We start from the raw sequence: 25,843 nt of genomic DNA, 5'->3' as shown, positions 1-25,843 counted from the left end.
GAGACGGGAGGCGTCGAACGCGTCGAGCGCCTCCCGTGGGGCCACCGGTGAGGTGACCGCTCGAGCCCCGGGCGGCCGGCCCCGGCCGGGCCCGCGGCCGGTCGCGGGGCCGGGGCGGTCAGCCGGTGTAGCCGGCGAAGACCCGCGTGTAGTCCCAGGCGTTCTGGCCGACGCCGGAGCAGCTGTCGGCGGGGCCGCCGGTGCAGGGACGGTCCCGGTTGGCGGACCAGAAGGTCAGCCGGGCCAGGTGGTGCTGCTGGGCGTAGCCGAGGATGGTGCGGAAGTCGGCCACCGTGACGGTCTCGTTCTGGTCGGTGACGCCGTTCATGGACGAGATGCCCATGTCCCGGTAGGCCTGGTCGTCGCTGTAGTGGTAGGCGTTCTTCAGGGCGTTCTTCAGGCCCTCGGCCGCCTGCACGGTCAGGTTGCCCATGTTCTGGCCCGCGCCGCCGAAGTCGAACGGCATGATGGCCCAGGCGTCGACGGTCAGCCCGGAGGCGGCGGCCCGGTTGATGAGGCTGGTGTCGGGGCCGCTCTGCCCGGTTCCGATGGTGATGTACACCTTCAGGCCGGGGTTGTTGGCCTTCACGGTCTTCAGCGCGTCGACCGTGCGCTGCTGGACGGTGCCGTTGCTGTAGGCGTCGGCCTCCAGGTCGATGTCGATCGCCTTCAGGCCGTAGGTGTTGATGACCTTCTGGTAGGCGCCGGCGAGTTCGCCGGCGCTGGAGCAGGAACTCTCCAGCTTGTTGCCGCTGTAGCCGCCGAAGGACGGGATGACGTCACCGCCGTTCGCCCGCACGGTGTTGACCGTCTGCTGGTCCACTCCGCCGGTCAGGGGCCGGCTGCCGTCCCACTGGGGGTTGCAGTAGCCGTTGCTCAGCACGAAGGCGAGCGTGAACCACTTGACGCCCGTGGCCTGGGTGATGGTGGTCGGGCTGGGCGGGCTGCCCCAGCCGTTGTACAGGTACGGGGCCACCGCCATCGGCGCCGAGGGGGTGCCGCCGCCGGCCGCGGGCGCGTTCCACTTCTGGTTGGCGGCGCCGGTGCAGCTCCAGATCTGTGTCCGGGAGCCGTTGGCGGAGTTGTTGTCGGTCACGTCCAGGCACTTGTCGGCCTGTGGGTTGACGATGTCGTGGGCGGCGGTGACGGTCCACTTCTGGTTGGCGGCGCCGGTACAGGTCCACAGCTGCACCTTGGCTCCGTCGGCGGTGGAGTTGCCGGTGACGTCGAGGCACTTGCCGAGGGCGCGGATGGTGCCGTCGCTGCCGACCGTCCACTGCTGGGCGCTGGTGCCGTTGCAGTCGTAGATCTGTACGGCGGTGCCGTCGGCGGAGCTTGCCCCGGCGACGTCGAGGCACTTGCCGGCCAGGCCGGTGATCGTGCCGGTGGCGGCCTGCGCGGGGGAGGCGGCCAGCAGCCCGGTGGACAGGGTGAGGGCGGCGACCGCCAGCGCGGCGGAAGCGGACGGGGGGAAGGACCTGGCTCTGGGCATGGTGGGGGCGCCCTTTCGTGAGGTGTGGGGTGGTCGCCCGGCGAAACTAGAGGTACAGACCACTTCCGTCAAGGTATGAAGTAAGAAGTGAGGGAAGGCGGTTGTCGTGTCGCACGCGGGCGCCGGCGGCGGACCGGACGCTGGCCGGAAGTCGCCCCGGTCGCTGGGACGGGTCATAAGCTCGGTCGCGCTTGACGATCTCGGTGATGCTCGGCGATCTCGGTGAAGGGGCCTGAACTGCGGTGGAGGACAAGCGCGTTGTCATCGTGACCGGCGGTGGCTCGGGCATCGGCCGGGCGACGGCCCGGCTGCTGGCCGAGGCGGGTCACCAGGTCGTCGTCTCCGGCCGCCGGGCCGAACCCCTCGAGCGGCTCGCGCGGGAGACGGGGGCGCTGGCGCACCCGTCCGACGTCGGGGATCCCGACGCCGTCGAGGGACTCGTCCAGGCCGCCCTGGCCGCGTACGGACGGCTCGACGGGCTGGTGCTGAACGCGGGCATCGGGCGCGGCGGCGCCGTGGGCGACATGTCGCTGCGGGACTGGGACGAGGTGATGCGCACCAACGTGACCGGACCGCTCCTGCTGCTGCGCGCCGCGGTCCCGCACCTGCTGGCGTCCCGGGGAGCGGTGGTCGCCGTCGCGTCGGTGTCCGCGCTGCGCAACGGCACGAGCAACGCGCCGTACGCCACCTCCAAGGCCGCCCTGCTCCAGTTGTGCCGTTCCGTCGCCGTCGACTACGGCCGCCAGGGGGTGCGGGCCAACATCGTGTGTCCCGGCTGGGTGCGCACCGAGATGGCCGACCGGCGCATGGCGCGCTTCGCCGCGGAGGCGGAGCTGCCGGGCGACGGGACGGAGGCGGCCTACGCGGAAGCCACGAGGCTGCTGCCGCAGGGGCGCCCGGGTGAGCCGCGCGAGGTGGCGGAGGCGATCGGCTGGCTGCTGTCCCCGGCGGCGTCGTACGTCAACGGCGCGGTGCTCACCGTGGACGGCGGTGCGACCGCCCTCGATCCCGGAACGCTCGGGTTCGACTACCGGATCACGCCCCGCGGCGGCGAGAACGGCGCCGACGCCGCCCGCTGAGCGGGCTCTTCGACGCTGCCGGGCGGTCTTTCAACGGGCGGTCTTTCAACGGGCCGAGGAGGCGTCGACGCTGCTGGGCCGGTGTTTCAGCGCGGCCTGCGAGCCTTGGCGCAGCCGGGCCGGCCTTCGGTGCGGTTGAGCGGGCTTCGGCGGAGCCGGGCCTTCGGCAGGCCGGCCCGGCGTCGAAGTTGCTCCGGCGTTCAGCGAGGGCGGCCACCGTCAGGGAGGCCGACCACCGTCAGGGAGGCCGACCGGCCTCAGCTGGGTCGACCACGCCTCGGCGTCCGGCCACGCTCCGGCGACCGGCCTGGCTCCGGCGGCCGGCCACGCTCCGGCGACCGGCCTGGCTCCGGCGGCCGGCCTGGCTCCGGCGGCCGGCCCGGCTTCAGCGCCGATGGGCCGGCGGGATGCGATCGGGGCACGGAAGAGCGCCGGTCATCGCGGGCCACATCCGGGCGATGCCGAGCAGTGTCCCGGTACTGCCGTGCGTCACCCCGGGCAGGGGCCGGGGATCGGCCGGCGGCACGCCGGCGAGGACGGCCCGCCGGGCCTGGTCCACGGCACCGGCGAGCGCGGCGGAGGCCAGGCGGTCGTCCGGTACCCCCGCCCGTCTGGCGTACCCGTACGCGCTCTCGTAGGCGTCCGGCCGCACGTACTGCTGGAGTGTCAGAAGGGCGTCGTACGTCTCGATGGTCTGCCGGTGTGCCTGCAAGGCTGGTGGGAGGCGCGGCCACAGCACCTCCTGGAGCCGGGACCGCCGCGGCCTGGCGAGGGCCACGTCGGGCACCGCCGTCACCAGGTCGCGCCACAGCGGCCACAGCCGCCAGACCGTCCGCAGCGCGCCGGCCGACCGTACGAGGGCGCTCGCGCTGGGGACCAGCAGGGACGCCGCCCGCAGGAAGCCGTGCACACTCATGATCACGGTCAGGTAGGGGAGCAGGCGCGGGGCACGGTCGTAGAGGTGCCAGAGGTAGCCGGACCAGAAGGCGAGGGCGAGCACGCTGCCCGCCGCGAACAGACGCAGCGACCACACGAGATCGCGCTCGGCGGTCCGCAGGCTGTAGCGCCAGCAGACCACGACGGCGACGGCGTCACCGGCGAGATGGGCGGCGATGAGGATCAGCCAGTAGGCGGACGCACCCGACGCGGGCCCCTGGGCGGACGCCGTTCCCCTGCCGATGTGCAGCAGATCCAGGACGAGCAACGAGACGAGGGCCGCCGTCATCCCCACGGCCACGTGGCGGCGCAGCCGCGGAGGACCGCTGGAGTCGACCACGAAGAGCAGGACCAGCCCCGCGCTGAGCACGCCGATCAGATTGCGGACGAGGGACACCGTGTGGATGTCGAGGCCGGCCGACGTGAGCGGGCCGACGATCCCGGGCTGGAAGAGGGTGATCGCGATGGTCGCCGCCAGCACGGTGAGCCAGAGTCCCCGCTGCTGGGAGTGGCGCAGTGCCGGCCGGGCCCGCCAGACGAGGGCGCACCACAGGGCGAGGACGCCGGCGAGTCCGGCGCGGGCCGCCAGCTCATTCACCGGCGCCGGCCGTCACCCCGAGGAACGCGCCGAGCCGGCCCAGGGGCCCGGCCTCCCGCCCCGCGGTCCCGGCGCTCTGGATCAGGGTGGCGATCATCTCGGCCTCCTGCTCCTCGGTGTTCGTGTAACTGGTCCTGGCCCTGAACCGGGTGACGCGCTGCGGCTGCAGCCCGACCAGGAGGTCACCGGGCGGCTGCTCGCCGTCCTCCGTGAGGCTCCTGTGGTGGTCGCACAGCACGTGGCCGATCTCATGGAGGATGATGTGCTCCCGGTGCAGCGGTGCGGTCCGGGCCTCGTAGAAGACGTAGTCGGCCTTGTCGGTGGCCATCCAGAGGCCGCAGGCTCCGGCGGCCGCCACCTCCTCCGGCAGCTCCCTCAGCACGAGGGGACGGCCCCGGAGTTCCTCCACCCGTTCCCGGACCGCCTCCAGGGACAGCGACCGCGGCACCCCGAGATCGCGCAGGATCGCGGTGCAGCGGCGCCGTAGCGCGGTGTACTCGCCCGTTCTCCTCACCTGCCGTGTCACCCCGTTCGGGCGAGAAAGCACTTCCCGTCACCAGCGGACAAACTGTGGCTCACACCTAAGCAGGTCGTGCGTCCTCTTGCACACGCCTGCCCGGAAATTCGGTCGCCCTTTGGCGTAAACCTTCTGCCGCGCCCGGCGGGCTCCCGGACCGGCGGTCCCGCGCGGACGGGCTCGCCGGAACCGGCGCAGCTCCCGGACCGGCGGTCCCGCGCGGACGGGCTCCGCCGGGACCGGCGCCGCGGGGACTCGTCGCGGACAGCCCGCCGAAACCCCCGGGAGACCGGGCCCGGGACCGCCGGGCGGCAGGGCAGCCGTCGCCCCCTCCGGGACCGCCTACCCTTGACGCATGACCAGCAGCAGCGACCGGAGCCCGGCAGTGGACGTTCAAGGATCCAAGAGTTACGAAATCCGCACCTACGGGTGCCAGATGAACGTCCACGACTCCGAGCGATTGGCCGGGCTGCTCGAGGATGCCGGGTATGTGCGGGCCCCCGAGGGCTCGGACGGTGACGCCGACGTCGTCGTCTTCAACACCTGCGCGGTCCGGGAGAACGCCGACAACCGGCTCTACGGCAACCTGGGCCGGCTCGCGCCGAGGAAGGCCTCGCGCCCCGGCATGCAGATCGCGGTCGGCGGCTGTCTGGCGCAGAAGGACCGGGACACCATCGTGAAGAAGGCGCCCTGGGTGGACGTCGTCTTCGGCACGCACAACATCGGCAAGCTGCCGGTCCTGCTGGAGCGCGCCCGCGTCCAGGAGGAGGCGCAGGTCGAGATCGCCGAGTCCCTGGAGGCCTTCCCCTCCACGCTGCCGACCCGCCGTGAGAGTGCGTACGCGGCCTGGGTGTCGATCTCCGTCGGCTGCAACAACACGTGCACCTTCTGCATCGTCCCGGCCCTGCGCGGCAAGGAGAAGGACCGCCGTCCCGGCGACATCCTCGCCGAGATCGAGGCACTCGTCGGCGAGGGCGTCTCCGAGATCACCCTGCTCGGCCAGAACGTCAACGCCTACGGCTCCGACATCGGCGACCGCGAGGCCTTCAGCAAGCTGCTGCGCGCCTGCGGGAGCATCGAGGGCCTGGAGCGGGTCCGCTTCACCTCCCCCCACCCGCGCGACTTCACCGACGACGTCATCGCCGCCATGGCCGAGACGCCGAACGTCATGCCGCAGCTGCACATGCCGCTCCAGTCCGGCTCGGACACGGTCCTGAAGGCGATGCGCCGCTCCTACCGCCAGGACCGCTACCTGGGGATCATCGAGAAGGTGCGGGTGGCCATCCCGCACGCCGCGATCACCACCGACATCATCGTGGGCTTCCCCGGCGAGACCGAGGAGGACTTCGAGCAGACGCTGCACGTCGTCCGCGAGGCCCGCTTCGCGCAGGCCTTCACCTTCCAGTACTCCAAGCGTCCCGGCACGCCCGCCGCGACCATGGAGAACCAGATCCCCAAGGAGGTCGTCCAGGCGCGCTACGAGCGGCTGGTCGCCCTGCAGGAGGAGATCTCCTGGGAGGAGAACAAGAAGCAGGTCGGCCGCACGCTGGAGCTGATGGTCGCGGAGGGCGAGGGCCGCAAGGACGGCGCCACCCACCGTCTCTCCGGCCGTGCCCCCGACAACCGCCTCGTGCACTTCACCAAGCCGGACCAGGAGGTGCGCCCCGGCGACGTCGTCACCGTCGAGGTCACCTACGCCGCCCCCCACCACCTCCTCGCCGAGGGCCCCGTCCTCGGGGTGCGCCGCACGCGCGCGGGAGACGCCTGGGAGAAGCGCACCGCCGCGGCGGCCGCCAAGCCGGCGGGTGTCATGCTCGGCCTGCCCAAGATCGGCGTCCCGGCACCGCTGCCGGCGGCCACGGGAAGCGCCTGCGGCTGCGACTGAGGTTGCGCTCTCCCGCAACCTCTTCGTCGAGTACGTGATCAGCGACGGCAAGCTCGTCGTGCTCGTCCTGACGGTGATCGACCTGACGGACGTGCTGGTCGAGGAGTGAGACGCGCTCCGCTCGCGGGGTTACGCTGCCGATCATGCTTGTCGCCGCCGCAGTCTGCCCCTGCCCACCGCTGCTCGTGCCCGAGGTCGCGGCGGGTGCCGCACCAGAGCTGGACACCGCCCGCGCCGCCTGCACGGACGCGCTCGGCGTGCTCGCCGCCGCCCGCCCCGACCTGCTGGTGGTCCTCGGCACCGCCGAGGAGGGCGGACGCGGCCCGTTCCCGCAGGGCACCCCGGGCACCTTCCGCGGATTCGGGGTCGACCTGGAGGTGCGCCTGGGGCCCGCCGGCGGCCCCGCCCGGCAGCGCCGCCTGCCGACCTCCCTTGCCGTCGGCGCCTGGCTGCTGGAGCGGACCGGCTGGTCCGCTGCCCCGGTCGAGGGGCTCGGCGTCGCGGACACGCTGGAGCCGCGGCGGTGCGCCGAGACCGGACGGGAGCTGGCCGGCCGGGCCGGGCGGGTGGCCCTGCTGGTGATGGGGGACGGCAGCGCCTGCCGCTCGCTCAAGGCGCCGGGTTACCTGGACGAGCGGGCGGCACCCTTCGACGCGGAGGCCGCCCGGGCGCTCGGCGCCGCGGACCTGGCCGCCCTGCGGGCACTGGACCCGGCCCTGGCGCACGAACTGAAGGCCGCGGGCCGCGCTCCCTGGCAGATCCTGGCAGGCGCGGCCGAGAACGCGGACCTCACCGGGGCACTGCTGTACGAGGACGCGCCGTACGGCGTGGGGTACATGGTCGCCACCTGGTCCTGAGCCCGCCGCCGGCGGCCGGCCGGCCGTACGGCTGCCGCACGCGCGCGTGGGGGCGTGTCGGATGTACGCCGTGCTGCCGCGCGGTGCCGATCCGCGCTTCTGCTGCTTTCTGTGCCGCCGCATGAGCGGGTGGAGGAACCCGGCTGCCGGCGCTCTCGGCGCCCTTGGAGCACAGCGCGCGCCCGGGGCGCCCCGCGGATCACGAGGCGCCCCGGGCGCGCGGTCACCAGGACGACCGTCGGCTCGTCAGGAAGCCGGTGGCGGGCCCTCCGGAGGGGCCGGACGGGTCGGGGTCATCGGGTCGTGGGGCGCCGCGTCGGGGCCGCCCTTGTGCGCGAGGCGGTCCATCGCCTCCTTGGCCTTGCCCGTGCCCGCGTGGATCTTGTCGCTGTACTTGCCCTTGGTCCGCTCGTCGACGGCCTTCGCGGCCTTGTCGATCCCGTGCTGGACCTTGTCCCCGTGCTGCCGCGCGAGGTCCGACACCTTGTCCTTGGCCGGGCCCAGCTTGGCCTTCATGTTGTCCATCAGACCCATGGTCCACCTTCCCTCGCGGGACAGTTACCTGCGGGCGTTGTCGCCGGCCTCGCTGTCGACGGCCTCGCCCGCGGACTGCTGCCGGGGGATCCCGGCACCCTCGGACGCGTCGTCCGTGCCGGAGTCCGAGCGCACGGCCCCGTCTCCGTGCCCGTCACCGGACGCGTCCGTCGCCTCCGCCGGCCCGGTTCCCGTCGCCCCGGCCGCCTCCGCCTCGGCCGCCTCCGGCTCCGTACCGGCACGCGCCGCCGTGGCCGACGCCTCCCGACCCGCCTTCGATCGGCCGAGAAGCCGTGCAAACACGCCCATATCCACTCCATACGGTACTCGTGCGGGCGAATTCCCGCGTCACCCGGTGCGTAAGGTTGCGCCGCCCGGGTCACCGCCCCGGCAGCCCGGCGGGCGGCACCTCGCACGGGCAACGAACCGGGACGCACGCCGTCACGTAACTCGTTCGAGACCCCACCGAGAGGTTTGCGAGACTGGTGCGGTGAGCAGTGCACCCCCCGCCCCCCGCGTCATCGCCGTCGTCGGTCCCACCGCGGCCGGAAAGTCCGATCTCGGCGTCTTCCTGGCCCAGCGGCTCGGCGGCGAGATCGTCAACGCCGACTCCATGCAGCTGTACCGAGGGATGGACATCGGAACCGCCAAGCTGACGCGCGAGGAGCGCGGCGGCGTCCCGCACCACCTGCTGGACATCTGGGACGTGACGGTCACCGCGTCGGTCGCCGAGTACCAGAGGCTGGCCCGCGCGCGGATCGACGCACTGCTCGCCGAGGGCCGCTGGCCCATCCTCGTGGGCGGCTCCGGCCTGTACGTCCGCGGCGCCGTCGACAATCTGGAGTTCCCCGGCACCGACCCGGAGGTCCGGGCCCGCCTGGAGGAGGAACTGGCGCTGCGCGGTTCGGGCGCGCTGCACGCCCGGCTGGCCGCCGCCGACCCCGAGGCCGCCCGCGCGATCCTGCCGAGCAACGGCCGCCGTATCGTCCGCGCCCTGGAAGTGATCGAGATCACCGGGCAGCCCTTCACGGCCAACCTGCCCGGTCACGACTCCGTCTACGACACCGTCCAGATCGGTGTCGACGTAGCCCGTCCGGAATTGGACGACCGCATCGCGCGGCGCGTCGACCGCATGTGGGAGGCGGGGCTCGTGGCGGAGGTGCGCGCACTGGAGGCGCAGGGCCTGCGCGAGGGGCGCACGGCATCGCGCGCGCTCGGCTACCAGCAGGTGCTGGCGGCACTCGCCGGGGAGTGCACCGAAGCGGAAGCGCGGGCCGAGACCGTCCGTGCCACCAAGCGCTTCGCGCGCCGGCAGGATTCGTGGTTCAGGCGCGATCCCCGGGTGCACTGGTTGAGCGGGGCCGCGGTGGATCGCCGGGAACTTCCGCGGCAGGCCCTGGCGTTGGTCGAACGACCGGTCACAGCCTGATCACGTCATGGCATCGGGATGCGCCGCCGGTCATCGCGGCCTCGGGCGCCGTGCCATCATCGAGCTTCGATCGACCAAGTGGAGCCTAGTTGGGAGGGCGCGTGGCGATGGAGGCCGGCCCTCGCGACACCGCACGAAGTGCCGAGCACGTCACCACAGAGAGTGACGAGCCGGGCCGGAGCGGTCCGGACCCTGGTGGAGACCGTCCACGGGTGAACGGGCGCGCCGACGGCAGCGCGCGCGACGGCGGCCTGCTCGACGCCGCCGCCTCCGACGACGGCCTCGGTGAGGACCGCCTGACGGAGATCACCCTCGCCGACGACCGGCTGTCCGGGGCCGGTGGTCTCTCCGGCGACCGCCTCCCCGAGGACCCTCTGGCCGATGACGGGCCCGACGACATCGTGGGCGGGGTGACCGCCGACGGGCCGGCGCCCGAGGAGATGTACCCGGGCGGACCGGAGGTCGAGGTCGAGCTGCGCCCGCAGCGCCGGCTGCGCATCTGGCAGCTCGCCCCCATCGTGGGCCTGGCCGCCGTCGGCTCCCTGATGTTCGCCTTCCCGCTCGCCTTCGACTTCGGCGACAGCGGCGCGGTCATCGCCATGCTCGGTCTGCTGATCTGCTCCTGCGCGGCGGGCTGGGGCATGATGGCCGCCCGCCGGGTGGGCTACACCTGGCCCGGCCTGCCCCCGCGCGGCTCCGGCCGCCGCCCCGACTGGCGGGTCGTTCTCGGGTACGCGCTCCTGGTGGTCGTGGTCGTCGTGCTCGCGGTGTGGCGCGTAGCCCGCCTGCGCTAGAGCCAAGCAAGGCAAGCCAGGCCCGCCGCCAAGGGCACGGTCCCACCTACCCCGTACGATCGAGGGATGAGCACACGGATCGCCTTCCTCAAGGGGCACGGCACCGAGAACGACTTCGTGATCGTCCCGGACCCCGACAACGCCCTCGAGCTGTCCCCGGCCGCCGTCGCCGCCCTGTGCGACCGCCGGGCGGGCCTCGGTGGCGACGGCGTGCTGCACGTCGTGCGGTCCGCGGCTCACCCGGAGGCGCGAGGCATGGCCGACGAGGCTGAGTGGTTCATGGACTACCGCAACGGCGACGGCTCGGTCGCCGAGATGTGCGGCAACGGCGTCCGTGTGTTCGCGCGCTACCTGCAGCACGCCGGACACGTCGCCGAAGGGGACCTCACGATCGCCACGCGCGCGGGCGTGAAGAGCGTCCACATCGCCAAGGACGGCGACATCACCGTCGGCATGGGCCGCGCCCGCCTCCCCGAGGGAGACGTCACGGTCACCGTCGGTGAGCACAGCTGGCCCGCGCGCAACGTGAACATGGGCAACCCGCACGCGGTGGCCTTCGTGGCCGACCTGGCGCACGCCGGCGACCTGTACACCGCGCCGCCGGTCAGCCCGGCGGCCACCTACCCCGACGGTGTGAACGTCGAGTTCGTGGTCGACCGCGGCCCCCGCCACGTCGCCATGCGCGTGCACGAGCGCGGCTCCGGCGAAACCCGCTCGTGCGGCACGGGCGCGTGTGCCGTCGCCGTGGCCGCCGCCCGGCGGGACGGCACCGACCCGGCCGCCACCGGCACCCCGGCGACCTACACCGTCGACGTGCCCGGCGGACGCCTCGTCATCACCGAGCGGCCGGACGGCGAGATCGAGATGACCGGCCCCGCCGTGATCGTCGCCGAGGGCGAGTTCGACGCCGAGTGGCTGGCTCACGCGTTCGGCTGACCCGCGACCCTAAACCTCGATTCCATCGCTCGAAGGGGTGATCCGTTTCACGCTCGGCGAGAGGCGGTCTGTCGCACGTGGTGGGCTCGGTAGCATCAAGCACCGGCACGGACGGGGGAACGTCGCCATCCCTGAGCCGCGTACGCCCTTGGGGGCCCGTCCGCCGGTCCACGAGCCGGAGGTGCCCATGAGTGCGGAGGCCACGAATCCTGCGACCGCTGGCCCGGTAGCGCCCACAGCGCCACAAGCGCTCACAGCGTCCGTGGCGCCCGCGGCGGCGCGCAGGAAGTCCCGGCCCCGGATCGATCTGCGCCGACTGGGCCGGGCCGCGCTGCTCGGCCCCGCGGCCCGCGGCAGACTGCCCGACGCGATCGGCCACGTCGTGGAGGCGCACCGCGCCCACCACCCCGACGCCGACCTCGAACCCCTGCGCCGCGCCTACGTCCTGGCGGAGTCCTCGCACCGCGGCCAGATGCGCAAGAGCGGTGAGCCGTACATCACGCACCCGCTCGCCGTGACCCTGATCCTCGCCGAACTCGGTGCCGAGACCACGACGTTGACCGCGTCCCTGCTGCACGACACGGTCGAGGACACCGAGGTGACGCTGGATCAGGTGCGGGAACAGTTCGGCGAGGAGGTCCGTTATCTGGTCGACGGCGTCACGAAACTGGAGAAGGTCGACTACGGAGCCGCCGCCGAGCCGGAGACCTTCCGCAAGATGCTCGTCGCCACCGGCAACGACGTGCGCGTGATGTCGATCAAACTCGCCGACCGCCTGCACAACATGCGCACCCTCGGCGTGATGCGTCCCGAGAAACAGGAGCGGATCGCCAAGGTCACCCGTGACGTCCTCATCCCGCTCGCCGAACGCCTCGGCGTGCAGGCCCTGAAGACCGAGCTGGAGGACCTGGTCTTCGCCATCCTCCACCCCGAGGAGTACGAGCACACCAGAGAACTCATCGCGGAGAACGCCGCCCGCCCCGGCGACCCCCTCGCCGAGGTCGCCGACGAGGTGCGCGGGGTGCTGCGCGAGTCCGGCATCCCGGCCGAGGTCCTCATCCGCCCCCGGCACTTCGTCTCCGTCCACCGCGTGGCCCGCAAACGCGGACAACTGCGCGGCACCGACTTCGGCCGCCTGCTGGTGCTGGTCAACGAGGACGCGGACTGTTACGGCGTCCTCGGCGAACTCCACACGTGCATGACGCCGGTGGTGTCGGAGTTCAAGGACTTCATCGCCGTACCGAAGTTCAACCTGTACCAGTCCCTGCACACCGCCGTCGCCCGCCCCGACGGCCAGATGGTCGAAGTCCTCATCCGCACCCACCAGATGCACAAGGTGGCCGAGGCCGGTGTCGTGGCCCTCGGCAACCCGTACGCACCCGCCGCCGACACGTCCGTGTCCGACACTCCCGCGTCCGGCGACGCCACGGCCGGCGCCCCGTCGTCTTCCGGTGCCCCGGCCGACGGTGAGCGCGCCGATCCCACCCGCCCCGGCTGGCTCTCCCGCCTCCTCGACTGGCAGCAGGCCGCCCCCGACCCCGACACCTTCTGGTCCACCCTGCGTGCGGACCTCGCCCAGGACCGCGAAATCACCGTCTTCCGGCCCGACGGCGGCGCGCTCGGCCTGCCCGAGGGCTCTACCTGCGTGGACGCCGCCTACGCGCAGTACGGCGAGGACGCGCACGCCTGCATCGGCGCCCGTGTCAACGGCCGGCTGGCCACCCTCAGCACGGTCCTGCGCGACGGCGACACGGTCCAGCTCCTGATGGGCCAGGACCCGGCCTCCGAGCCCTCCCGCGAGTGGCTGGAGCACGCGCACACCCCGGCCGCCCGCATCGCCATCCAGCGCTGGCTGGCGACCCACCCCGCCGGCGGCACCGACCCGGCGGAGCCGGCCGGCCCCGGGGAGCCGGGCGAGCCGGGCGGCACCCGGGCCGGGGCCACCGCGCCCGGCACGGCGTCCGCCCGGGCGGGTAACACCCCTTCGACCGAGCCGGCAGCCACCACCGGCCGCCCAGCCGCCACCGCGGCCCCCTCCGCAGGCCCTTCTGCGGCGGCCCGCCGCGCCGAGCCGTCCGGCACCCGCGCCGCGACACCTTCCGCCCGCCGCCCCTCGGCCGCTCCGGGGGCCGCGCCGGAGCGCGCCGCCGACGGTGCCCCCGACCCGCGATCGAGGCGCGCCGACGTCCTCGTGGACCGGCCCGGTGCCGCCGCACGGCTCGCCGGGTGCTGCACGCCCGTACCACCGGACGAGATCACCGGGTTCGCGGTGCGCGGGGGAGTGGTGACCGTGCACCGCGCGGAGTGCGCGGCGGTGGCACACATGAAGAGCAGGGGACGCGCGGAGATCGGCGTGCGCTGGGGGGACACCGCCGAGTGCCGCGTCACCCTGGTCGCTGAATCGTTCGGCCGCCCCCACCTCCTCGCCGACCTCACAGAGGCGATCGCCTCGCAGGGCGTCGAGATCGTCTCCGCCACCGTCGAACCGCCCACCCAGCAGCGGGTGCGCCACACCTACACCCTCCAGTTGCCCGACGCGGCCCACCTGCCGGCCCTGATGCGCGCCATGCGGGACGTACCCGGGGTGTACGACGTACGCAGGGCCCAGCACCAGCCGAGAACGTCCTGACGACGGCGCCCGGCGTACCCGTTCGGGTGGGCCGGTCGCGCGTCGTCACCGCGGGGCGGGCGGCCACTGGTAGCGGTGGTCCATGCTGCTCACCCCTCGCTCCCGGCCCCGGACCGCCGTCACCCGGACCACGCCCAAGCCCTCCCGGCACCGGAAGGCGGCCCTGCTCGCCGCCGCCGTCTCCGTCTGCCTCCTGGCCGCCGCGGCGCCGCCCGAACCGCTCGGCGTCGGCGACCGGCTCTTCCCCCACCTCGGCAACCCGGGCTACGACGTCGCCTCGTACGACCTGTCCTTCACCTACCCCGGCAGCAACGACAAGCCGCTCCAGGCCGTCACCACCATCGACGCATGGACCACCACCGACCTGGAGCGACTCAACCTGGACTTCGCGCACGGCACCGTGCGGTCGGTCGAGGTCGACGGGCGCCCCGCCGACTTCACCAGCGCGGGCGAGGACCTGGTCGTCACCCCGGAGCAGCCCCTGGCCGAGGGCAGCTGGACCCGGATCACCGTGCGCCACACCAGCGACCCCGTCTACGGCAAGGACCAGCAGGGCGGCTGGGTGCGCACCTCCGACGGCCTCGCCATGGCGAACCAGGCCGACGCCGCCCACCTGGTGTTCCCGTGCAACGACCACCCGTCCGACAAGGCGATGTTCACCTTCCGGATCACCGCGCCGAACGGCTACACCGCCGTCGCCAACGGCCTGCCCGCCGGTGCCGCCCGGGTCGGCACCACCACCACCTGGACATACCGCACCCAGCACCCCATGGCCACCGAGCTCACCCAGGTCTCGATCGGCCGCTCCGCCGTGCTGCGCCGCGAGGGCCCCCACGGCCTGCCCGTGCGCGACGTCGTACCCGCGAGCGACCGCAAGGCACTCGAACCGTGGCTCGCGAAGACACCCGACCAGATCGCCTGGATGGAGAGCAAGGTCGGCCGCTACCCGTTCGAGAACTACGGCCTGCTCATGGCCCAGGCCTCCACGGGCTTCGAACTGGAGACACAGACCCTCTCGCTCTTCGAGAAAGGCCTGTTCACCGAGCCCGAGTACCCCAAGTGGTACATCGAGTCGATCATGGTGCACGAGCTGTCCCACCAGTGGTTCGGGGACAGCGTCACACCCCGGGCCTGGTCCGACGTCTGGCTGAACGAGGGCCATGCCACCTGGTACGAGGCGCTGTACGCCGAGGAGACGGCGAACCGGCCGATGGAGGCGCGGATGAAGGCCGCCTACGGCGCCTCCGACCGCCGGCGCGAGGCCGGCGGACCGCCCGCCCGGCCCAAGCCGCCCGTCCCGGGCCAGAAGATCAGCATTTTCCGGCCCAGCATCTACGACGGCGCCGCCCTCGCCCTCTACGCCCTGCGCCAGGAGATCGGCCGGCCCGCCTTCGAGCGGCTGGAGCGGATCTGGGTCCGGGAGCACCAGGACGCCACCGCCACCACCGCCGACTTCGTCCGGCTGGCCTCGGCCGTCGCCGGCCGCGACCTGAGCGGCTTCCTCAAGGCCTGGCTGTACGACGACAAGACCCCGCCGATGCCCGGCCACCCGGACTGGAAGCAGAAGGAATCGGCTCAGCCCGCCTCGCCGCGCGCCCGGCGGTGACCCGGTGACGCCCGGCGATAACCCGATGACGAGACGCGGCGTACCGTGCGACCATCTAGGGGTGGGCGCGCGGGGAGACGGGAATCTCCCGGGGTACCCGCGCGTTGTAGACCACGTACGGAGCGGGTGACCGCCCGCCGTACGGAAACCGTCGCGCCGACGCGGAGACGGCACTCCCACCGACGTATCTCATCGACGTAAGGATCCAATGACCTCCTCTTCTTCCCCTTCCCAGGACACCAAGCGCCTCGCGCACGCCTATCCCGAGGGTCTTCGGGCCGATGCCCTGATGGAAGAGGACGTCGCCTGGAGCCACGAGATCGACGGCGATCGGGACGGCGACCAGTTCGACCGCTCCGAGCGCGCGGCCCTGCGCCGCGTGGTGGGCCTGTCCACCGAGCTGGAGGACGTCACCGAGGTCGAGTACCGCCAGCTCCGCCTGGAGCGGGTCGTGCTCGTCGGCGTGTGGACCACCGGCACGGCGCAGGACGCCGACAACTCCCTCGCGGAGCTGGCCGCCCTCGCGGAGACCGCGGGCGCGCTCGTGCTCGACGGTGTGATCCAGCGCCGCGACAAGCCGGACGCGGCCACCTACATCGGCTCCGGCAAGGCCGCCGAGCTGCGTGACATCGTCATCGAAACGGGCGCGGACACCGTCATCTGCGACGGTGAGCTGAGCCCCGGCCAGCTGATCCAGCTGGAGGACGTCGTCAAGGTCAAGGTCATCGACCGTACGGCCCTGATCCTGGACATCTTCGCCCAGCACGCCAAGTCCCGCGAGGGCAAGGCGCAGGTCGCGCTCGCGCAGATGCAGTACATGCTGCCGCGGCTGCGCGGCTGGGGTCAGTCGCTGTCCCGGCAGATGGGTGGCGGTCGCGGTGGTCTCGCCACGCGTGGCCCCGGTGAGACCAAGATCGAGACGGACCGGCGCCGGATCCGCGAGAAGATGGCCAAGATGCGCCGGGAGATCGCGGAGATGAAGACCGGCCGCGAGATCAAGCGCCAGGAGCGCCGGCGGAACAAGGTGCCGTCGGTCGCCATCGCCGGCTACACCAACGCCGGCAAGTCCTCCCTGCTCAACCGCCTCACGGGCGCCGGCGTCCTGGTCGAGAACGCCCTGTTCGCGACCCTGGACCCGACCGTCCGCCGGGCGGAGACCCCGAGCGGCCGGCTCTACACCTTGACGGACACCGTCGGCTTCGTCCGGCACCTGCCGCACCACCTGGTCGAGGCGTTCCGCTCCACCGTGGAGGAGGTCGGCGACTCCGACCTGATCCTGCACGTGGTGGACGGCTCGCACCCGAACCCGGAGGAGCAGCTCGCCGCCGTGCGCGAGGTGATCCGGGACGTCGGCGCCACCGACGTGCCCGAGATCGTCGTGGTCAACAAGGCGGACGCGGCCGACCCGCTGGTCCTCCAGCGGCTGCTGCGGGTCGAGAAGCGCTCGATCGCCGTCTCGGCACGCACCGGCCAGGGCATCGAGGAACTGCTCGGCCTGATCGACGACGAGCTGCCCCGCCCCTCGGTCGAGATCGAGGCGCTCGTGCCCTACACCCACGGCAAGCTGGTCGCCCGCGCCCACACCGAGGGCGAGGTGATCTCCGAGGAGCACACCGCGGAGGGCACCCTGCTCAAGGTCCGGGTGCACGAGGAGCTGGCGGCGGACCTCGCGCCGTACGTACCGGTCTCCGCGGCCTGACCCAGCCCATGACGAGGGCCCGCCACCCCAGGGTGGCGGGCCCTCGTCATGCCCGGCGCCAGGTCACCGGCCGGCGAACTGCTTGCTCACCGACTCGTACACGCTCTTGGCCACCTCACCCAGCCGGGGACCGGCCAGCCAGCCGGAACGCACCGGGCCGATGGACGTGTTCGACACCAGCGCGGGCTTGCCGTCCGCGCCCGTCTCCACCCAGCCGCCACCGGAGGCGCCACCGGTCATGGTGCAGCCGATCCGGTACATCGTCGGGTCGGACTGCTCGATGGAGAGCCGGCCCGGCTTGTCCTGGCACTGGTACAGCCGCTGACCGTCGTACGGCGCCGCCGCCGGGTAGCCGGACGCCGTGATGCTCCGCACCTGGGACACGGCCGGCGCGTCGAAGTTCACCGGCAGCGCCCCGCCGACGGTCTCCTCCAGCGACTTGCCGCCGCTGCCCTGCTCGGGCGTCACATGGATGACGGCGAAGTCGTACGACGCGCCGTCGCCACCCGTCTCGCCCCCCTTGCTGATCCACTGCTGCGAGGTCTTCGCCGCGTCGGCCCACCACACGCCGTACGGCGCGATCTCGGAGCGGCTGGCACCCTCCAGCTCGGCCGCCGACCTGCCCTGGTCGTTGTACGACGGCACGAAGGCGAGGTTGCGGTACCAGCCGCCCTTCTTACCGGCGTGCACACAGTGACCCGCCGTCCAGACGAGGTTGGACTTGCCCGGGTGCGCCGGGTCCGTCACCACCGTCGCGGAGCAGACCATGGTGCCCCCGGGGGCGTCGAAGAGCAGCTTGCCCGAGGTGGCCGCACTGGTGTGGTACGGCGGGGTGACCGCACGCGCCTGCACCGGCTGCGGCGTCGGGTCCGTCACGCCCTGGTCACCGGAGATGTCGTTGTCGTCGACGCCCCGGTCCGGGTCGTCGGCGTCACGCATCCGGTCCGAGTCCCAAAGGCCCTTGATGATCGGGTTGACGAAGTCGTTGGCCTCGCGCAGCCAGTCGTCCCGGTTCCAGTTCTTCCAGGCGCCGTGCTTCCACTTGTCGATGTCGATCCCGTGCTCCTTGAGCCTCTGCTTCAGGTCGTCCGGGATCGTGATCTTGCCGTCGCGGCTGCTCACCGCGGACGGCTTGCCGTCGGAGCCGTCGTCGCCGCACGCCGTGGCGGTCAGCGCCAGCACCGACGCGAGAGCGACCGCCGTCAGCGAGGTGGAGGTCCGGCGACCGCCCCTGCCTCGCCGAGCGGTGAACGACGGCCGTATGGATCGCATGTTCTTGACTCCCCCTGCTGTGAAAGGAATTCGGCGCTTCGGCCCCGACACCGGCGGTGAACTCACGGACGGTTCATGCCGGTCCCACGACCTTCTGGGAACGGCATCACACACTATGCCGTCGCCGTGGGGGAGTTCCGACCGGAGGGCAACGGTTCCGTCACAGGCCGCCTGAACAGGGCACGAGCGCCGGCCGGTCCGAGCGCCGCCTCGTCGTCCGCAAAGAACCGTGCCGCCCGTCCGCGGTGACCCGTGCCGGCTCCAGGCCGTCACCGACTCCCGCAGTCGCGGAGGGGCTCGTCCCCGTGCCGTCCGGGCAAGGATCTCCCGGCGAGCCCGTAACCGCCCGATCGGTGCGCTGTTGTAGCCGGTGGGGCCTGCTGCCAGTGTCCGGTCCCCGAGGATCAACTCGCCTTTCAGCAGCGGGGAGGACAACGCGCCGTGGCCGTTACGGAGTCGATGGCTGGAGGCACGTCCGGGGAAGCGCGGGCCGTGCACGAGGGAATCCTCAGACGCCAGTCGGCGCGCGAGTCCTCGGCGCGCACCTATGCCCGCGCCCTGCCCATCGTGCCGGTCCGGGCGCGAGGACTCACCATCGAGGGCGCCGACGGACGCCGCTACCTCGACTGCCTCTCCGGCGCCGGCACCCTCGCCCTCGGGCACAACCACCCGGTCGTGCTGGAAGCCATCCGCCGGGTCCTCGACTCCGGCGCCCCCCTCTCCGTCCTCGACCTCGCGACCCCCGTCAAGGACGCCTTCGTCACCGAGCTGTTCCGCACACTCCCACCCGGCCTCGCCGGCCGCTCTCGGGTCCAGTTCTGCGGACCCGCCGGCACGGACGCCGTCGAGGCAGCCCTCAAACTGGTCAGGACCGCGACCGGCCGCACCGGCATCCTCGCCTTCACCGGCGCCTACCACGGCATGACCGCCGGCGCCCTGGCCGTCTCCGGCGGAGCCCCCGACGTCCAGGTGACCCGCCTGCCCTACCCGCAGGACTACCGCTGCCCCTTCGGCGTCGGCGGCCCGCACGGCGCCGAACTCGCCGCCCGCTGGACCGAGTCCCTCCTCGACGACCCCAAGTCGGGCGTCCCGCTGCCGGCCGGGATGATCCTCGAACCGGTCCAGGGCGAGGGCGGAGTGATCCCCGCGCCGGACGCCTGGCTGCGCCGCGTGCGCCGGCTCACGGCGGACCGGTCCATCCCCCTGATCGCCGACGAGATCCAGACCGGAGTCGGCCGCACGGGCGCCTTCTGGGCCGTCGACCACAGCGGCGTCACCCCCGACGTCATGGTCCTGTCCAAGGCCATCGGCGGCAGCCTCCCACTGGCCGTGATCGTCTACCGCGACGACCTCGACGTCTGGCAGCCCGGCGCCCACGCCGGCACCTTCCGCGGCAACCAGCTCGCCATGGCCGCCGGCACCGCCACCCTCGCCCACGTCCGCGAGAACGCCCTCGCCGAACGCGCAGCCGCACTCGGCTCCCGCATGCTGCGCCAACTCGCCGAACTCAGGCACGCGTTCCCCTGCGTGGGAGACGTCCGAGGGCGCGGACTCATGATCGGGCTCGAACTGGTCGACCCGGACGCCGACCACGGCACTTCTCGCCCGGTGCCCCTCGCCGGTGACACCGGTGACACCGCCGGCCTCGACAGTGGGGGCACGGGCGGCACGGGTGGTCTCAGCGGCGCGGCGGTCCGGCCGGAGCCCGCCCGCACGCCGTCCCCGGCCGCCCCCGAACTCGCCGCCGCCGTGCAGCGGGAGTGCCTCCAGCGCGGACTGATCGTCGAACTCGGCGGCCGGCACGCGTCCGTGGTCCGGCTGCTTCCGCCCCTCACGATCACCGACGAACAGGCGACGGCCGTACTCGACCGGCTGACCGACGCGGTGGCCGCGGTCGCCCGTCACCACCAATCCCATGGCCCACACCAGCAACGCCCAGCCTGCCCAGCCCCGCACGCGGGCTGACCACCGGCCGCGCCGGGCGCCCCCGACGCCCGCCTGCGGGCGCACACCGCTTCCCATTCCCGTTCAGCCCCCTTCGGGCGTCCAGGCCGGCGTCCACCGCCGGCCACAACCACACGGCCATCCCGCCCCCACCGACCGCCGGCCCCGGAGGAACGGCGCCCGAGCGGACGGCGAACGAGTCCGCACCCCCACTCCAGCCCCAGAGGAGCGTCATGAACGCCATCCCCACCCCCGACGACCGGGGAGGCACCGGCGCCCCGTCCTCCGCCGCACCGCTCACCGAGTCGGTCCCGCAGCAGAGCAAGCGGCACCCCGATCCCGTCCGGCGGCCGGCTCCCGAGGCCGGTGCGGTCGAGAGCCCCGGTCCGCTGGAGCATCCGGATCTGCTGGAGCATCCGGATCCGCTGGAGGACCCGGATCCGCTGGAGGACCCCGATCCCCACGCCGCGGCCCAGGCCGCCGCCGTCGAGAACCTCCTGCGGTGCTGGGCCCGCGAGACCGGTCTGACCGCTCCCACGGCGGGCAGCCTCCACATCCCACTGCCGGCCAGCGGCGCCACCCTGATCGCACCGGTCCGTCACTGGTCCCCGACGGGCTGGCACCGCTTCGGCCTCCCGCGTCTGGCCGACGCGTCCGACGCGGCGCCACCCGTCGACGCCGTCACCCTCGCGGCCCTCCTCGCGCGGGAAACCGCCCCCGAGCCGGCCGGCACCACCTCCTCCCCGCCGCGCACCTCCTCGGACTCCACTGACGGCATCGGTCCCCAGGGCACCGGTTCCCACAGCACCGGCTCAGACGTCACCGTTCCCCGTCCTCACACCGGCGCCGGAGACCGAGCCGACGGCCCGGACCTCGTGGCCAGAGTCGCCGACTCCGTCCGCCGTACGGCGACCTTCATCCGGCACCGGCGGGCACACCCCGCCGACACCCCCGACCGCTTCCTCGGCGCCGAGCAGGCCCTCCTGCTCGGACACCCGCTGCATCCGACCCCGAAGAGCAGGGAAGGCCTGACCGAAGCGGAAGCCGAGCGGTACTCACCGGAGCTGCGTGGCTCCTTCCCCCTGCACTGGCTGGCCGTCGACCCCTCTCTCCTCGCGACCGACTCCGCCTGGACCGAGCGCGGCCGTGCCGTGCCCGCCGGGCACCTCGTCCGCCGCCTCGCCGGCACCGCCCTGCCGCTGCCCGACGGTCACACCGCCCTGCCACTGCACCCCTGGCAGGCCCGCGAGGTCCGGCACCGCGCGCCCGTCGCCGCGCTGCTCGACTCGGGGCTGCTCCGGGACCTCGGACCCCTGGGCGCTCCCTGGTGTCCCACCTCCTCCGTACGCACCGTGTACCGATCCGGCGCCCCCGCGATGCTCAAGCTCTCGCTGGCCCTGAGCATCACCAACTCCCGCCGGGAGAACCTCCGCAAGGAACTCCACCGGGGAGTCGAGGTGCACCGGCTCCTGCGCACCGGGCTCGCCCGCCAGTGGCAGACCGCCCACCCCGATTTCGACATCGTCCGCGACCCGGCCTGGCTCGCCGTCGACGGCCCGGACGGCCTGCCCCTGCCCGGTCTCGACGTGGTGATCCGGCACAACCCGTTCACCCCGGCCGACGACGCCGGCTGCGTCGCCGGACTGATCGCCCCCCGCCCGTTCCCCGAGCCGCCCGCCGGCACCGCGCCGCACCACTCCGCTCGGCCGATGCGGTCCCGGCTGGCCCGAGTCGTCGCAGGTCTCGCCACGCGTACCGGCCGACCCGTCGGCGCGGTCGCCGCCGAGTGGTTCCTGCGCTACCTGGAGCAGGTCGTCCGGCCCGTCCTCTGGCTGGACGGCGAGGCCGGCATCGCCCTCGAAGCGCACCAGCAGAACACGCTGGTCCTGCTGGACGGTGACGGGTGGCCCACCGGCGGCCGTTACCGCGACAACCAGGGGTACTACTTCCGCGAGTCCCGGCGCGCCGAACTGACGGCCCGGCTGCCCGGCATCGGCGAGCACAGTGACACCTTCGTCCCGGACGAGGTCGCCGACGAGCGCCTCGCCTACTACCTCGCCGTCAACAACGTGCTCGGTCTGATCGGTGCCTTCGGCTCCCAGTGCCTCGCCGACGAACGGCTGCTGCTCTCGGCCTTCCGCCGCTTCCTCACCGGTCTCGCCTCGGGGCCCGCCCCGCTGCGCACCTCCCTGCCCGGCCGCCTCCTCGACTCACCCGTCCTGCGCTGCAAGGCCAACCTGCTGACCCGGCTGCACGGTCTCGACGAACTCGTGGGCCCGGTCGACACCCAGTCCGTCTACGTCACCATCGCCAACCCCCTTCACGCGTGAACGAAGTACCGCCGCGCACCACCTGAGCGGACCGACCTCGACGAGCCGACCACCGTCCCCCGTCCGAGGAACATGACCCACCACGTCTCCTGAGAGGAGCGCACCGTGCCCCCCACCGACGCCGGCGCCGGAACCGGCCCTCGCCCGGCCCAACGGGACAGCACCACCCGCCACGCGGCCACCGAAGGGCCCCGGAGCCCCCTCTTCGGACGGCTCACCGTCCAGGACGAGGAGCCGGACAGCGAGGACACGCTGGAGCTGTGCCTGCCCGCGAAGTTCGTCGCCCTCCGCGCCGGCGCGACGACCGGTCTCCTCGGCCGACTCGCCACGTGGGGCTCGGTGGTGACCCCGGCCGGCTCCTTCCGGCTGACGCCCGTACGCCTTGATCAGGACCTCTCGCTCGTCCACCGCTGGATGAACGACCCCGCCGTCGCCGAGTTCTGGGAGCTGGCCGGGCCCCGGACGCGGACGGAGCACCACCTGAGGGCGCAGCTGCACGGCGACGGGCGCAGCGTGCCGTGCCTCGGCGTACTGGACGGCACCCCGATGAGCTACTGGGAGATCTACCGTGCCGACCTGGATCCGCTGGCCTGTCACTACCCGGCCCGTCCGCACGACACCGGGATCCACCTCCTCGTCGGGGACGCCGCCGACCGGGGACGAGGACTGGGATCCGTCCTGCTCCGAGCCGTGGCCGGCCTGATCCTCGACCGGCGTCCCCCGTGCGCACGTGTCGTCGCGGAACCCGATCTTCGCAACACCCCCTCCGTCGCCGCGTTCCTGAGCGCGGGCTTCCGGTTCGCGGCGGAGGTCGACCTGCCCGGCAAGCGGGCCGCCCTCATGATCCGGGACCGAGTCCTGCGCGATGTCCTGTAGCGCCTAGTGACCGGGCGCTCACAGATAGATACGAGTGGGGGATCCGTGGTGTTCCCGCCTACGGAAAAAAGTTCTTGGCCGAGTCGCCCGGGCCGGCACCGCGGCGACCCGGCGGCGAGAACCGGCCCGCCCCTGCCCCAGCCCGACGAGCAGGTCGCGGCCACCGGCCCGCACCCGCCCCGCTCCGACGCCCAGTCCCCGCACCCGCTTCCACCCACCACCGGAACCCCAGCCCACCCAGGAGCCCCGCCCGTGAGCCCTCCGCCTGCCCCCGTGACGACCCCCCGTTTGTCAGTGCAGGGCCGTAGGGTGGTCAGGCTATGACGAAGCCCTCCCTCCCCGAACTCCTGCACGCCGCCGTCGCCGCCGTCGGCGGAGCGGAGCGCCCCGGCCAGGTGACCATGGCCGAAGCGGTCGCCGAGGCGATCGACGACGGATCACACCTGCTGGTCCAGGCCGGCACCGGCACCGGAAAGTCGCTCGGCTATCTCGTGCCCGCGCTCGCGCACGGAGAACGCGTGGTGGTCGCGACGGCCACGCTCGCCCTCCAGCGCCAGCTCGTCGAGCGGGATCTCCCGCGCACCGTCGACGCCCTGCACCCGCTGCTGCGCCGACGCCCGGACTTCGCGATGCTCAAGGGCAGGTCGAACTACCTGTGTCTGCACCGCCTGCACGAGGGCATGCCGCAGGACGAGGAAGAGGGGCTCTTCGACCAGTTCGAGGCCGCGGCGCCCACCAGCAAGCTGGGCCAGGACCTGCTTCGACTGCGGGACTGGGCCGACGAGACGGAGAGCGGTGACCGGGACGATCTCACCCCGGGCGTCTCGGACCGTGCCTGGGCCCAGGTCTCGGTGTCGTCGCGGGAGTGCCTGGGCGCGTCGAAGTGCGCGTACGGCGCCGAGTGCTTCGCGGAGATGGCCCGTGAGCGGGCCAAGCTCGCCGAGGTGGTGGTCACCAATCACGCGCTGCTGGCCATCGACGCCATCGAGGGTGCCCCGGTGCTGCCCCAGCACGAGGTGCTGATCGTGGACGAGGCGCATGAACTCGTCTCCCGCGTCACGGGCGTCGCCACCGGCGAACTCACGCCCGGGCAGGTCAACCGCGCGGTGCGTCGCGCCGCCAAGTTGGTCAACGAGAAGGCAGCCGATCAGCTCCAGACCGCCGCCGAGGGCTTCGAGCGGCTCATGGAACTCGCCCTGCCGGGCCGCCTGGAGGAGATCCCGGAGGACCTGGGCTATGCCCTGATGGCGCTGCGGGACGCGGCCCGCACGGTGATCTCGGCGATCGGCGCGACGCGCGACAAGTCCGTCCAGGACGAGGACGCCGTCCGCAAGCAGGCGCTGGCCTCGGTGGAGACGGTGCACGACGTGGCGGAGCGGGTCGTGAACGGCTCGGAGTGGGACGTCGTCTGGTACGAGCGGCACGACCGCTTCGGCGCGTCCCTCCGGGTGGCGCCCATGTCGGTCTCCGGTCTGCTCAGGGAGAAGCTGTTCGCCGACCGGACCGTGGTCCTCACCTCGGCGACGCTCAAGCTGGGCGGCGATTTCAACGGCGTCGGCGCCTCCCTGGGGCTCGGCCCGGAAGGCGCGGAGGGCGAGGACCTGCCGAAGTGGAAGGGCGTCGACGTCGGCTCGCCCTTCGACTACCGCAAGCAGGGCATCCTCTACGTCGCCAAGCATCTGGCCCGCCCGGCACGCGACGGTGAGCGCTCCGACATGCTGGACGAGCTGACCGAGCTGATCCAGGCGGCCGGCGGGCGCACCCTCGGCCTGTTCTCGTCCATGCGGGCCGCTCAGCTCGCCGCGGAGGAGCTGCGCTCCCGGATCCCGGAGTTCCCGATCCTGCTGCAGGGCGAGGAGACGCTCGGTGAACTGATCAAGAACTTCGCTGCCGACCCGAGGACGTGTCTCTTCGGCACGCTGTCACTGTGGCAGGGCGTCGACGTCCCGGGCCCCAGCTGCCAGCTGGTCGTCATGGACAAGATCCCGTTCCCGCGGCCCGACGACCCGCTGATGAGCGCGCGCCAGAAGGCGGTGGAGGAGGCGGGAGGCAACGGTTTCATGGCGGTGGCCGCGACGCACGCGGCCCTGCTCATGGCACAGGGCGCCGGCCGTCTCGTCCGGGCGTCCGGCGACCGGGGTGTGGTCGCCGTACTGGACCAGCGGCTGGCCACCGCGCGTTACGGCGGCTATCTGAAGGCGTCACTGCCGGACTTCTGGTACACCACGGACCGCAATCAGGTCCGCAAGTCGCTGGCGGCGATCGACGCCGTGGCCAAGCAGGCGGAGGCTGAGCCGGCGGCGGCCAAGTGATAGCGGGGTAGTCCGGCCGGCACCGGCCGGACTACCCCGGGGTGCGCTCGGATTCCACGGCCGCCCATGAACACAGGGCCGCCGGACACAGCCGGGGCCTCGGACGGGCATGCGCCGG

19 protein-coding genes are annotated in these 25,843 nt (G+C 73.0%); 13 read left to right on the top strand and 6 right to left on the bottom strand.

What is annotated here, in order from left to right:
* Nucleotides 1-118 precede the first annotated feature (118 nt).
* On the bottom strand, nucleotides 119-1,492 hold the full coding sequence (locus tag LG395_RS03670; RefSeq protein ID WP_171152270.1) for a chitinase: 1,374 nt from the start codon (nucleotides 1,490-1,492) through the stop codon (nucleotides 119-121).
* Nucleotides 1,493-1,734: 242 nt separating this feature from the next.
* Between LG395_RS03670 and LG395_RS03665 the strand changes: the two genes are divergently transcribed.
* Nucleotides 1,735-2,571: an SDR family NAD(P)-dependent oxidoreductase gene (locus LG395_RS03665; protein ID WP_225808415.1), complete on the top strand. Its 837-nt coding sequence runs from the start codon at nucleotides 1,735-1,737 to the stop codon at nucleotides 2,569-2,571.
* A 385-nt stretch (nucleotides 2,572-2,956) separates the two neighbouring features.
* Here the strand turns inward: LG395_RS03665 and LG395_RS03660 are convergent, their stop codons facing one another.
* Together LG395_RS03660 and LG395_RS03655 are read right to left on the bottom strand one after the other, a co-directional pair.
* Complete coding sequence (locus LG395_RS03660; RefSeq protein WP_171152268.1) at nucleotides 2,957-4,105, bottom strand: MAB_1171c family putative transporter; 1,149 nt, start codon at nucleotides 4,103-4,105, stop codon at nucleotides 2,957-2,959.
* On the bottom strand, nucleotides 4,098-4,619 hold the full coding sequence (locus LG395_RS03655; protein ID WP_171152267.1) for a regulator component: 522 nt from the start codon (nucleotides 4,617-4,619) through the stop codon (nucleotides 4,098-4,100). The genes LG395_RS03660 and LG395_RS03655 overlap by 8 nt, the downstream gene beginning before the upstream one ends.
* 358 nt (nucleotides 4,620-4,977) lie before the next feature.
* Here LG395_RS03655 and miaB point away from each other — a divergent pair, with 358 nt between their 5' ends.
* Both miaB and LG395_RS03645 read left to right on the top strand, forming a co-directional pair.
* Nucleotides 4,978-6,507, top strand: a complete 1,530-nt coding sequence (miaB, locus tag LG395_RS03650; RefSeq protein WP_225808414.1) for a tRNA (N6-isopentenyl adenosine(37)-C2)-methylthiotransferase MiaB — start codon at nucleotides 4,978-4,980, stop codon at nucleotides 6,505-6,507.
* Between the two features lie 143 nt (nucleotides 6,508-6,650).
* The gene (locus LG395_RS03645; RefSeq protein ID WP_225808413.1) at nucleotides 6,651-7,364 is read left to right on the top strand and encodes a class III extradiol dioxygenase subunit B-like domain-containing protein; all 714 of its coding nucleotides are present in this window, start codon (nucleotides 6,651-6,653) and stop codon (nucleotides 7,362-7,364) included.
* 246 nt (nucleotides 7,365-7,610) lie between these two features.
* Here the strand turns inward: LG395_RS03645 and LG395_RS03640 are convergent, their stop codons facing one another.
* Nucleotides 7,611-7,898, bottom strand: coding sequence for an antitoxin (locus LG395_RS03640; protein WP_171152264.1), 288 nt, complete (start codon nucleotides 7,896-7,898; stop codon nucleotides 7,611-7,613).
* A 24-nt stretch (nucleotides 7,899-7,922) separates the two neighbouring features.
* Nucleotides 7,923-8,207, bottom strand: coding sequence for a hypothetical protein (locus LG395_RS03635; protein ID WP_225808412.1), 285 nt, complete (start codon nucleotides 8,205-8,207; stop codon nucleotides 7,923-7,925).
* 181 nt (nucleotides 8,208-8,388) lie between these two features.
* On the opposite strand from LG395_RS03635, the gene miaA reads away from it, so the two are divergent.
* The 6 genes from miaA to hflX all read left to right on the top strand — a co-directional run bounded on the left by miaA (nucleotide 8,389) and on the right by hflX (nucleotide 16,991).
* Nucleotides 8,389-9,327, top strand: a complete 939-nt coding sequence (miaA, locus tag LG395_RS03630; RefSeq protein WP_225808411.1) for a tRNA (adenosine(37)-N6)-dimethylallyltransferase MiaA — start codon at nucleotides 8,389-8,391, stop codon at nucleotides 9,325-9,327.
* A 326-nt stretch (nucleotides 9,328-9,653) separates the two neighbouring features.
* Nucleotides 9,654-10,121 (top strand): hypothetical protein, encoded by a 468-nt coding sequence (locus LG395_RS03625; protein WP_225808460.1) that lies wholly within the window; start codon nucleotides 9,654-9,656, stop codon nucleotides 10,119-10,121.
* A gap of 66 nt (nucleotides 10,122-10,187) precedes the next feature.
* A complete protein-coding gene (gene dapF / locus LG395_RS03620) occupies nucleotides 10,188-11,057 on the top strand; it encodes a diaminopimelate epimerase (protein ID WP_171152261.1) in 870 nt (289 codons plus the stop codon).
* 187 nt (nucleotides 11,058-11,244) lie between these two features.
* On the top strand, nucleotides 11,245-13,686 hold the full coding sequence (locus tag LG395_RS03615; protein WP_225808410.1) for a RelA/SpoT family protein: 2,442 nt from the start codon (nucleotides 11,245-11,247) through the stop codon (nucleotides 13,684-13,686).
* 82 nt (nucleotides 13,687-13,768) lie between these two features.
* A complete protein-coding gene (locus LG395_RS03610) occupies nucleotides 13,769-15,292 on the top strand; it encodes a M1 family metallopeptidase (protein ID WP_225808409.1) in 1,524 nt (507 codons plus the stop codon).
* A 208-nt stretch (nucleotides 15,293-15,500) separates the two neighbouring features.
* Nucleotides 15,501-16,991: a GTPase HflX gene (hflX, locus tag LG395_RS03605; protein WP_225808408.1), complete on the top strand. Its 1,491-nt coding sequence runs from the start codon at nucleotides 15,501-15,503 to the stop codon at nucleotides 16,989-16,991.
* Between the two features lie 63 nt (nucleotides 16,992-17,054).
* Here hflX and LG395_RS03600 read toward each other — a convergent pair whose 3' ends face one another.
* Nucleotides 17,055-18,263 carry a trypsin-like serine peptidase gene (locus tag LG395_RS03600; protein ID WP_225808407.1) on the bottom strand — a complete coding sequence of 403 codons (1,209 nt, stop codon included), beginning with the start codon at nucleotides 18,261-18,263 and terminating at the stop codon, nucleotides 17,055-17,057.
* Between the two features lie 459 nt (nucleotides 18,264-18,722).
* On the opposite strand from LG395_RS03600, the gene LG395_RS03595 reads away from it, so the two are divergent.
* The 4 genes from LG395_RS03595 (at nucleotide 18,723) to LG395_RS03580 (ending at nucleotide 25,725) form a co-directional block, all read left to right on the top strand.
* A complete protein-coding gene (locus LG395_RS03595) occupies nucleotides 18,723-20,228 on the top strand; it encodes a diaminobutyrate--2-oxoglutarate transaminase family protein (RefSeq protein WP_225808406.1) in 1,506 nt (501 codons plus the stop codon).
* A gap of 212 nt (nucleotides 20,229-20,440) precedes the next feature.
* Nucleotides 20,441-22,537 carry an IucA/IucC family protein gene (locus LG395_RS03590; protein ID WP_225808405.1) on the top strand — a complete coding sequence of 699 codons (2,097 nt, stop codon included), beginning with the start codon at nucleotides 20,441-20,443 and terminating at the stop codon, nucleotides 22,535-22,537.
* 105 nt (nucleotides 22,538-22,642) lie between these two features.
* Nucleotides 22,643-23,413 carry a GNAT family N-acetyltransferase gene (locus LG395_RS03585; RefSeq protein WP_225808404.1) on the top strand — a complete coding sequence of 257 codons (771 nt, stop codon included), beginning with the start codon at nucleotides 22,643-22,645 and terminating at the stop codon, nucleotides 23,411-23,413.
* Between the two features lie 320 nt (nucleotides 23,414-23,733).
* Nucleotides 23,734-25,725, top strand: a complete 1,992-nt coding sequence (locus LG395_RS03580; RefSeq protein WP_225808403.1) for an ATP-dependent DNA helicase — start codon at nucleotides 23,734-23,736, stop codon at nucleotides 25,723-25,725.
* Nucleotides 25,726-25,843: the final 118 nt, after the last annotated feature.

Origin of the sequence: Streptomyces spinosus (assembly GCF_020400655.1) — a bacterium.
Taxonomy (GTDB): domain Bacteria; phylum Actinomycetota; class Actinomycetes; order Streptomycetales; family Streptomycetaceae; genus Streptomyces; species Streptomyces argyrophylli.
This window is presented reverse-complemented; position numbering and strand designations above follow the sequence as displayed.

Excerpts from the sequence above, each read along its gene's own strand:
- LG395_RS03670 (WP_171152270.1), bottom strand. The coding sequence starts at position 1,492 with ATGCCCAGAGCCAGGTCCTTCCCCCCGTCCGCTTCCGCCGCGCTGGCG.
- miaB (WP_225808414.1), top strand. The coding sequence starts at position 4,978 with ATGACCAGCAGCAGCGACCGGAGCCCGGCAGTGGACGTTCAAGGATCC.
- LG395_RS03645 (WP_225808413.1), top strand. The coding sequence starts at position 6,651 with ATGCTTGTCGCCGCCGCAGTCTGCCCCTGCCCACCGCTGCTCGTGCCC.
- LG395_RS03640 (WP_171152264.1), bottom strand. The coding sequence starts at position 7,898 with ATGGGTCTGATGGACAACATGAAGGCCAAGCTGGGCCCGGCCAAGGAC.
- LG395_RS03635 (WP_225808412.1), bottom strand. The coding sequence starts at position 8,207 with ATGGGCGTGTTTGCACGGCTTCTCGGCCGATCGAAGGCGGGTCGGGAG.
- dapF (WP_171152261.1), top strand. The coding sequence starts at position 10,188 with ATGAGCACACGGATCGCCTTCCTCAAGGGGCACGGCACCGAGAACGAC.
- LG395_RS03615 (WP_225808410.1), top strand. The coding sequence starts at position 11,245 with ATGAGTGCGGAGGCCACGAATCCTGCGACCGCTGGCCCGGTAGCGCCC.
- LG395_RS03610 (WP_225808409.1), top strand. The coding sequence starts at position 13,769 with ATGCTGCTCACCCCTCGCTCCCGGCCCCGGACCGCCGTCACCCGGACC.
- hflX (WP_225808408.1), top strand. The coding sequence starts at position 15,501 with ATGACCTCCTCTTCTTCCCCTTCCCAGGACACCAAGCGCCTCGCGCAC.
- LG395_RS03600 (WP_225808407.1), bottom strand. The coding sequence starts at position 18,263 with ATGCGATCCATACGGCCGTCGTTCACCGCTCGGCGAGGCAGGGGCGGT.
- LG395_RS03595 (WP_225808406.1), top strand. The coding sequence starts at position 18,723 with ATGGCTGGAGGCACGTCCGGGGAAGCGCGGGCCGTGCACGAGGGAATC.
- LG395_RS03590 (WP_225808405.1), top strand. The coding sequence starts at position 20,441 with ATGAACGCCATCCCCACCCCCGACGACCGGGGAGGCACCGGCGCCCCG.
- LG395_RS03580 (WP_225808403.1), top strand. The coding sequence starts at position 23,734 with ATGACGAAGCCCTCCCTCCCCGAACTCCTGCACGCCGCCGTCGCCGCC.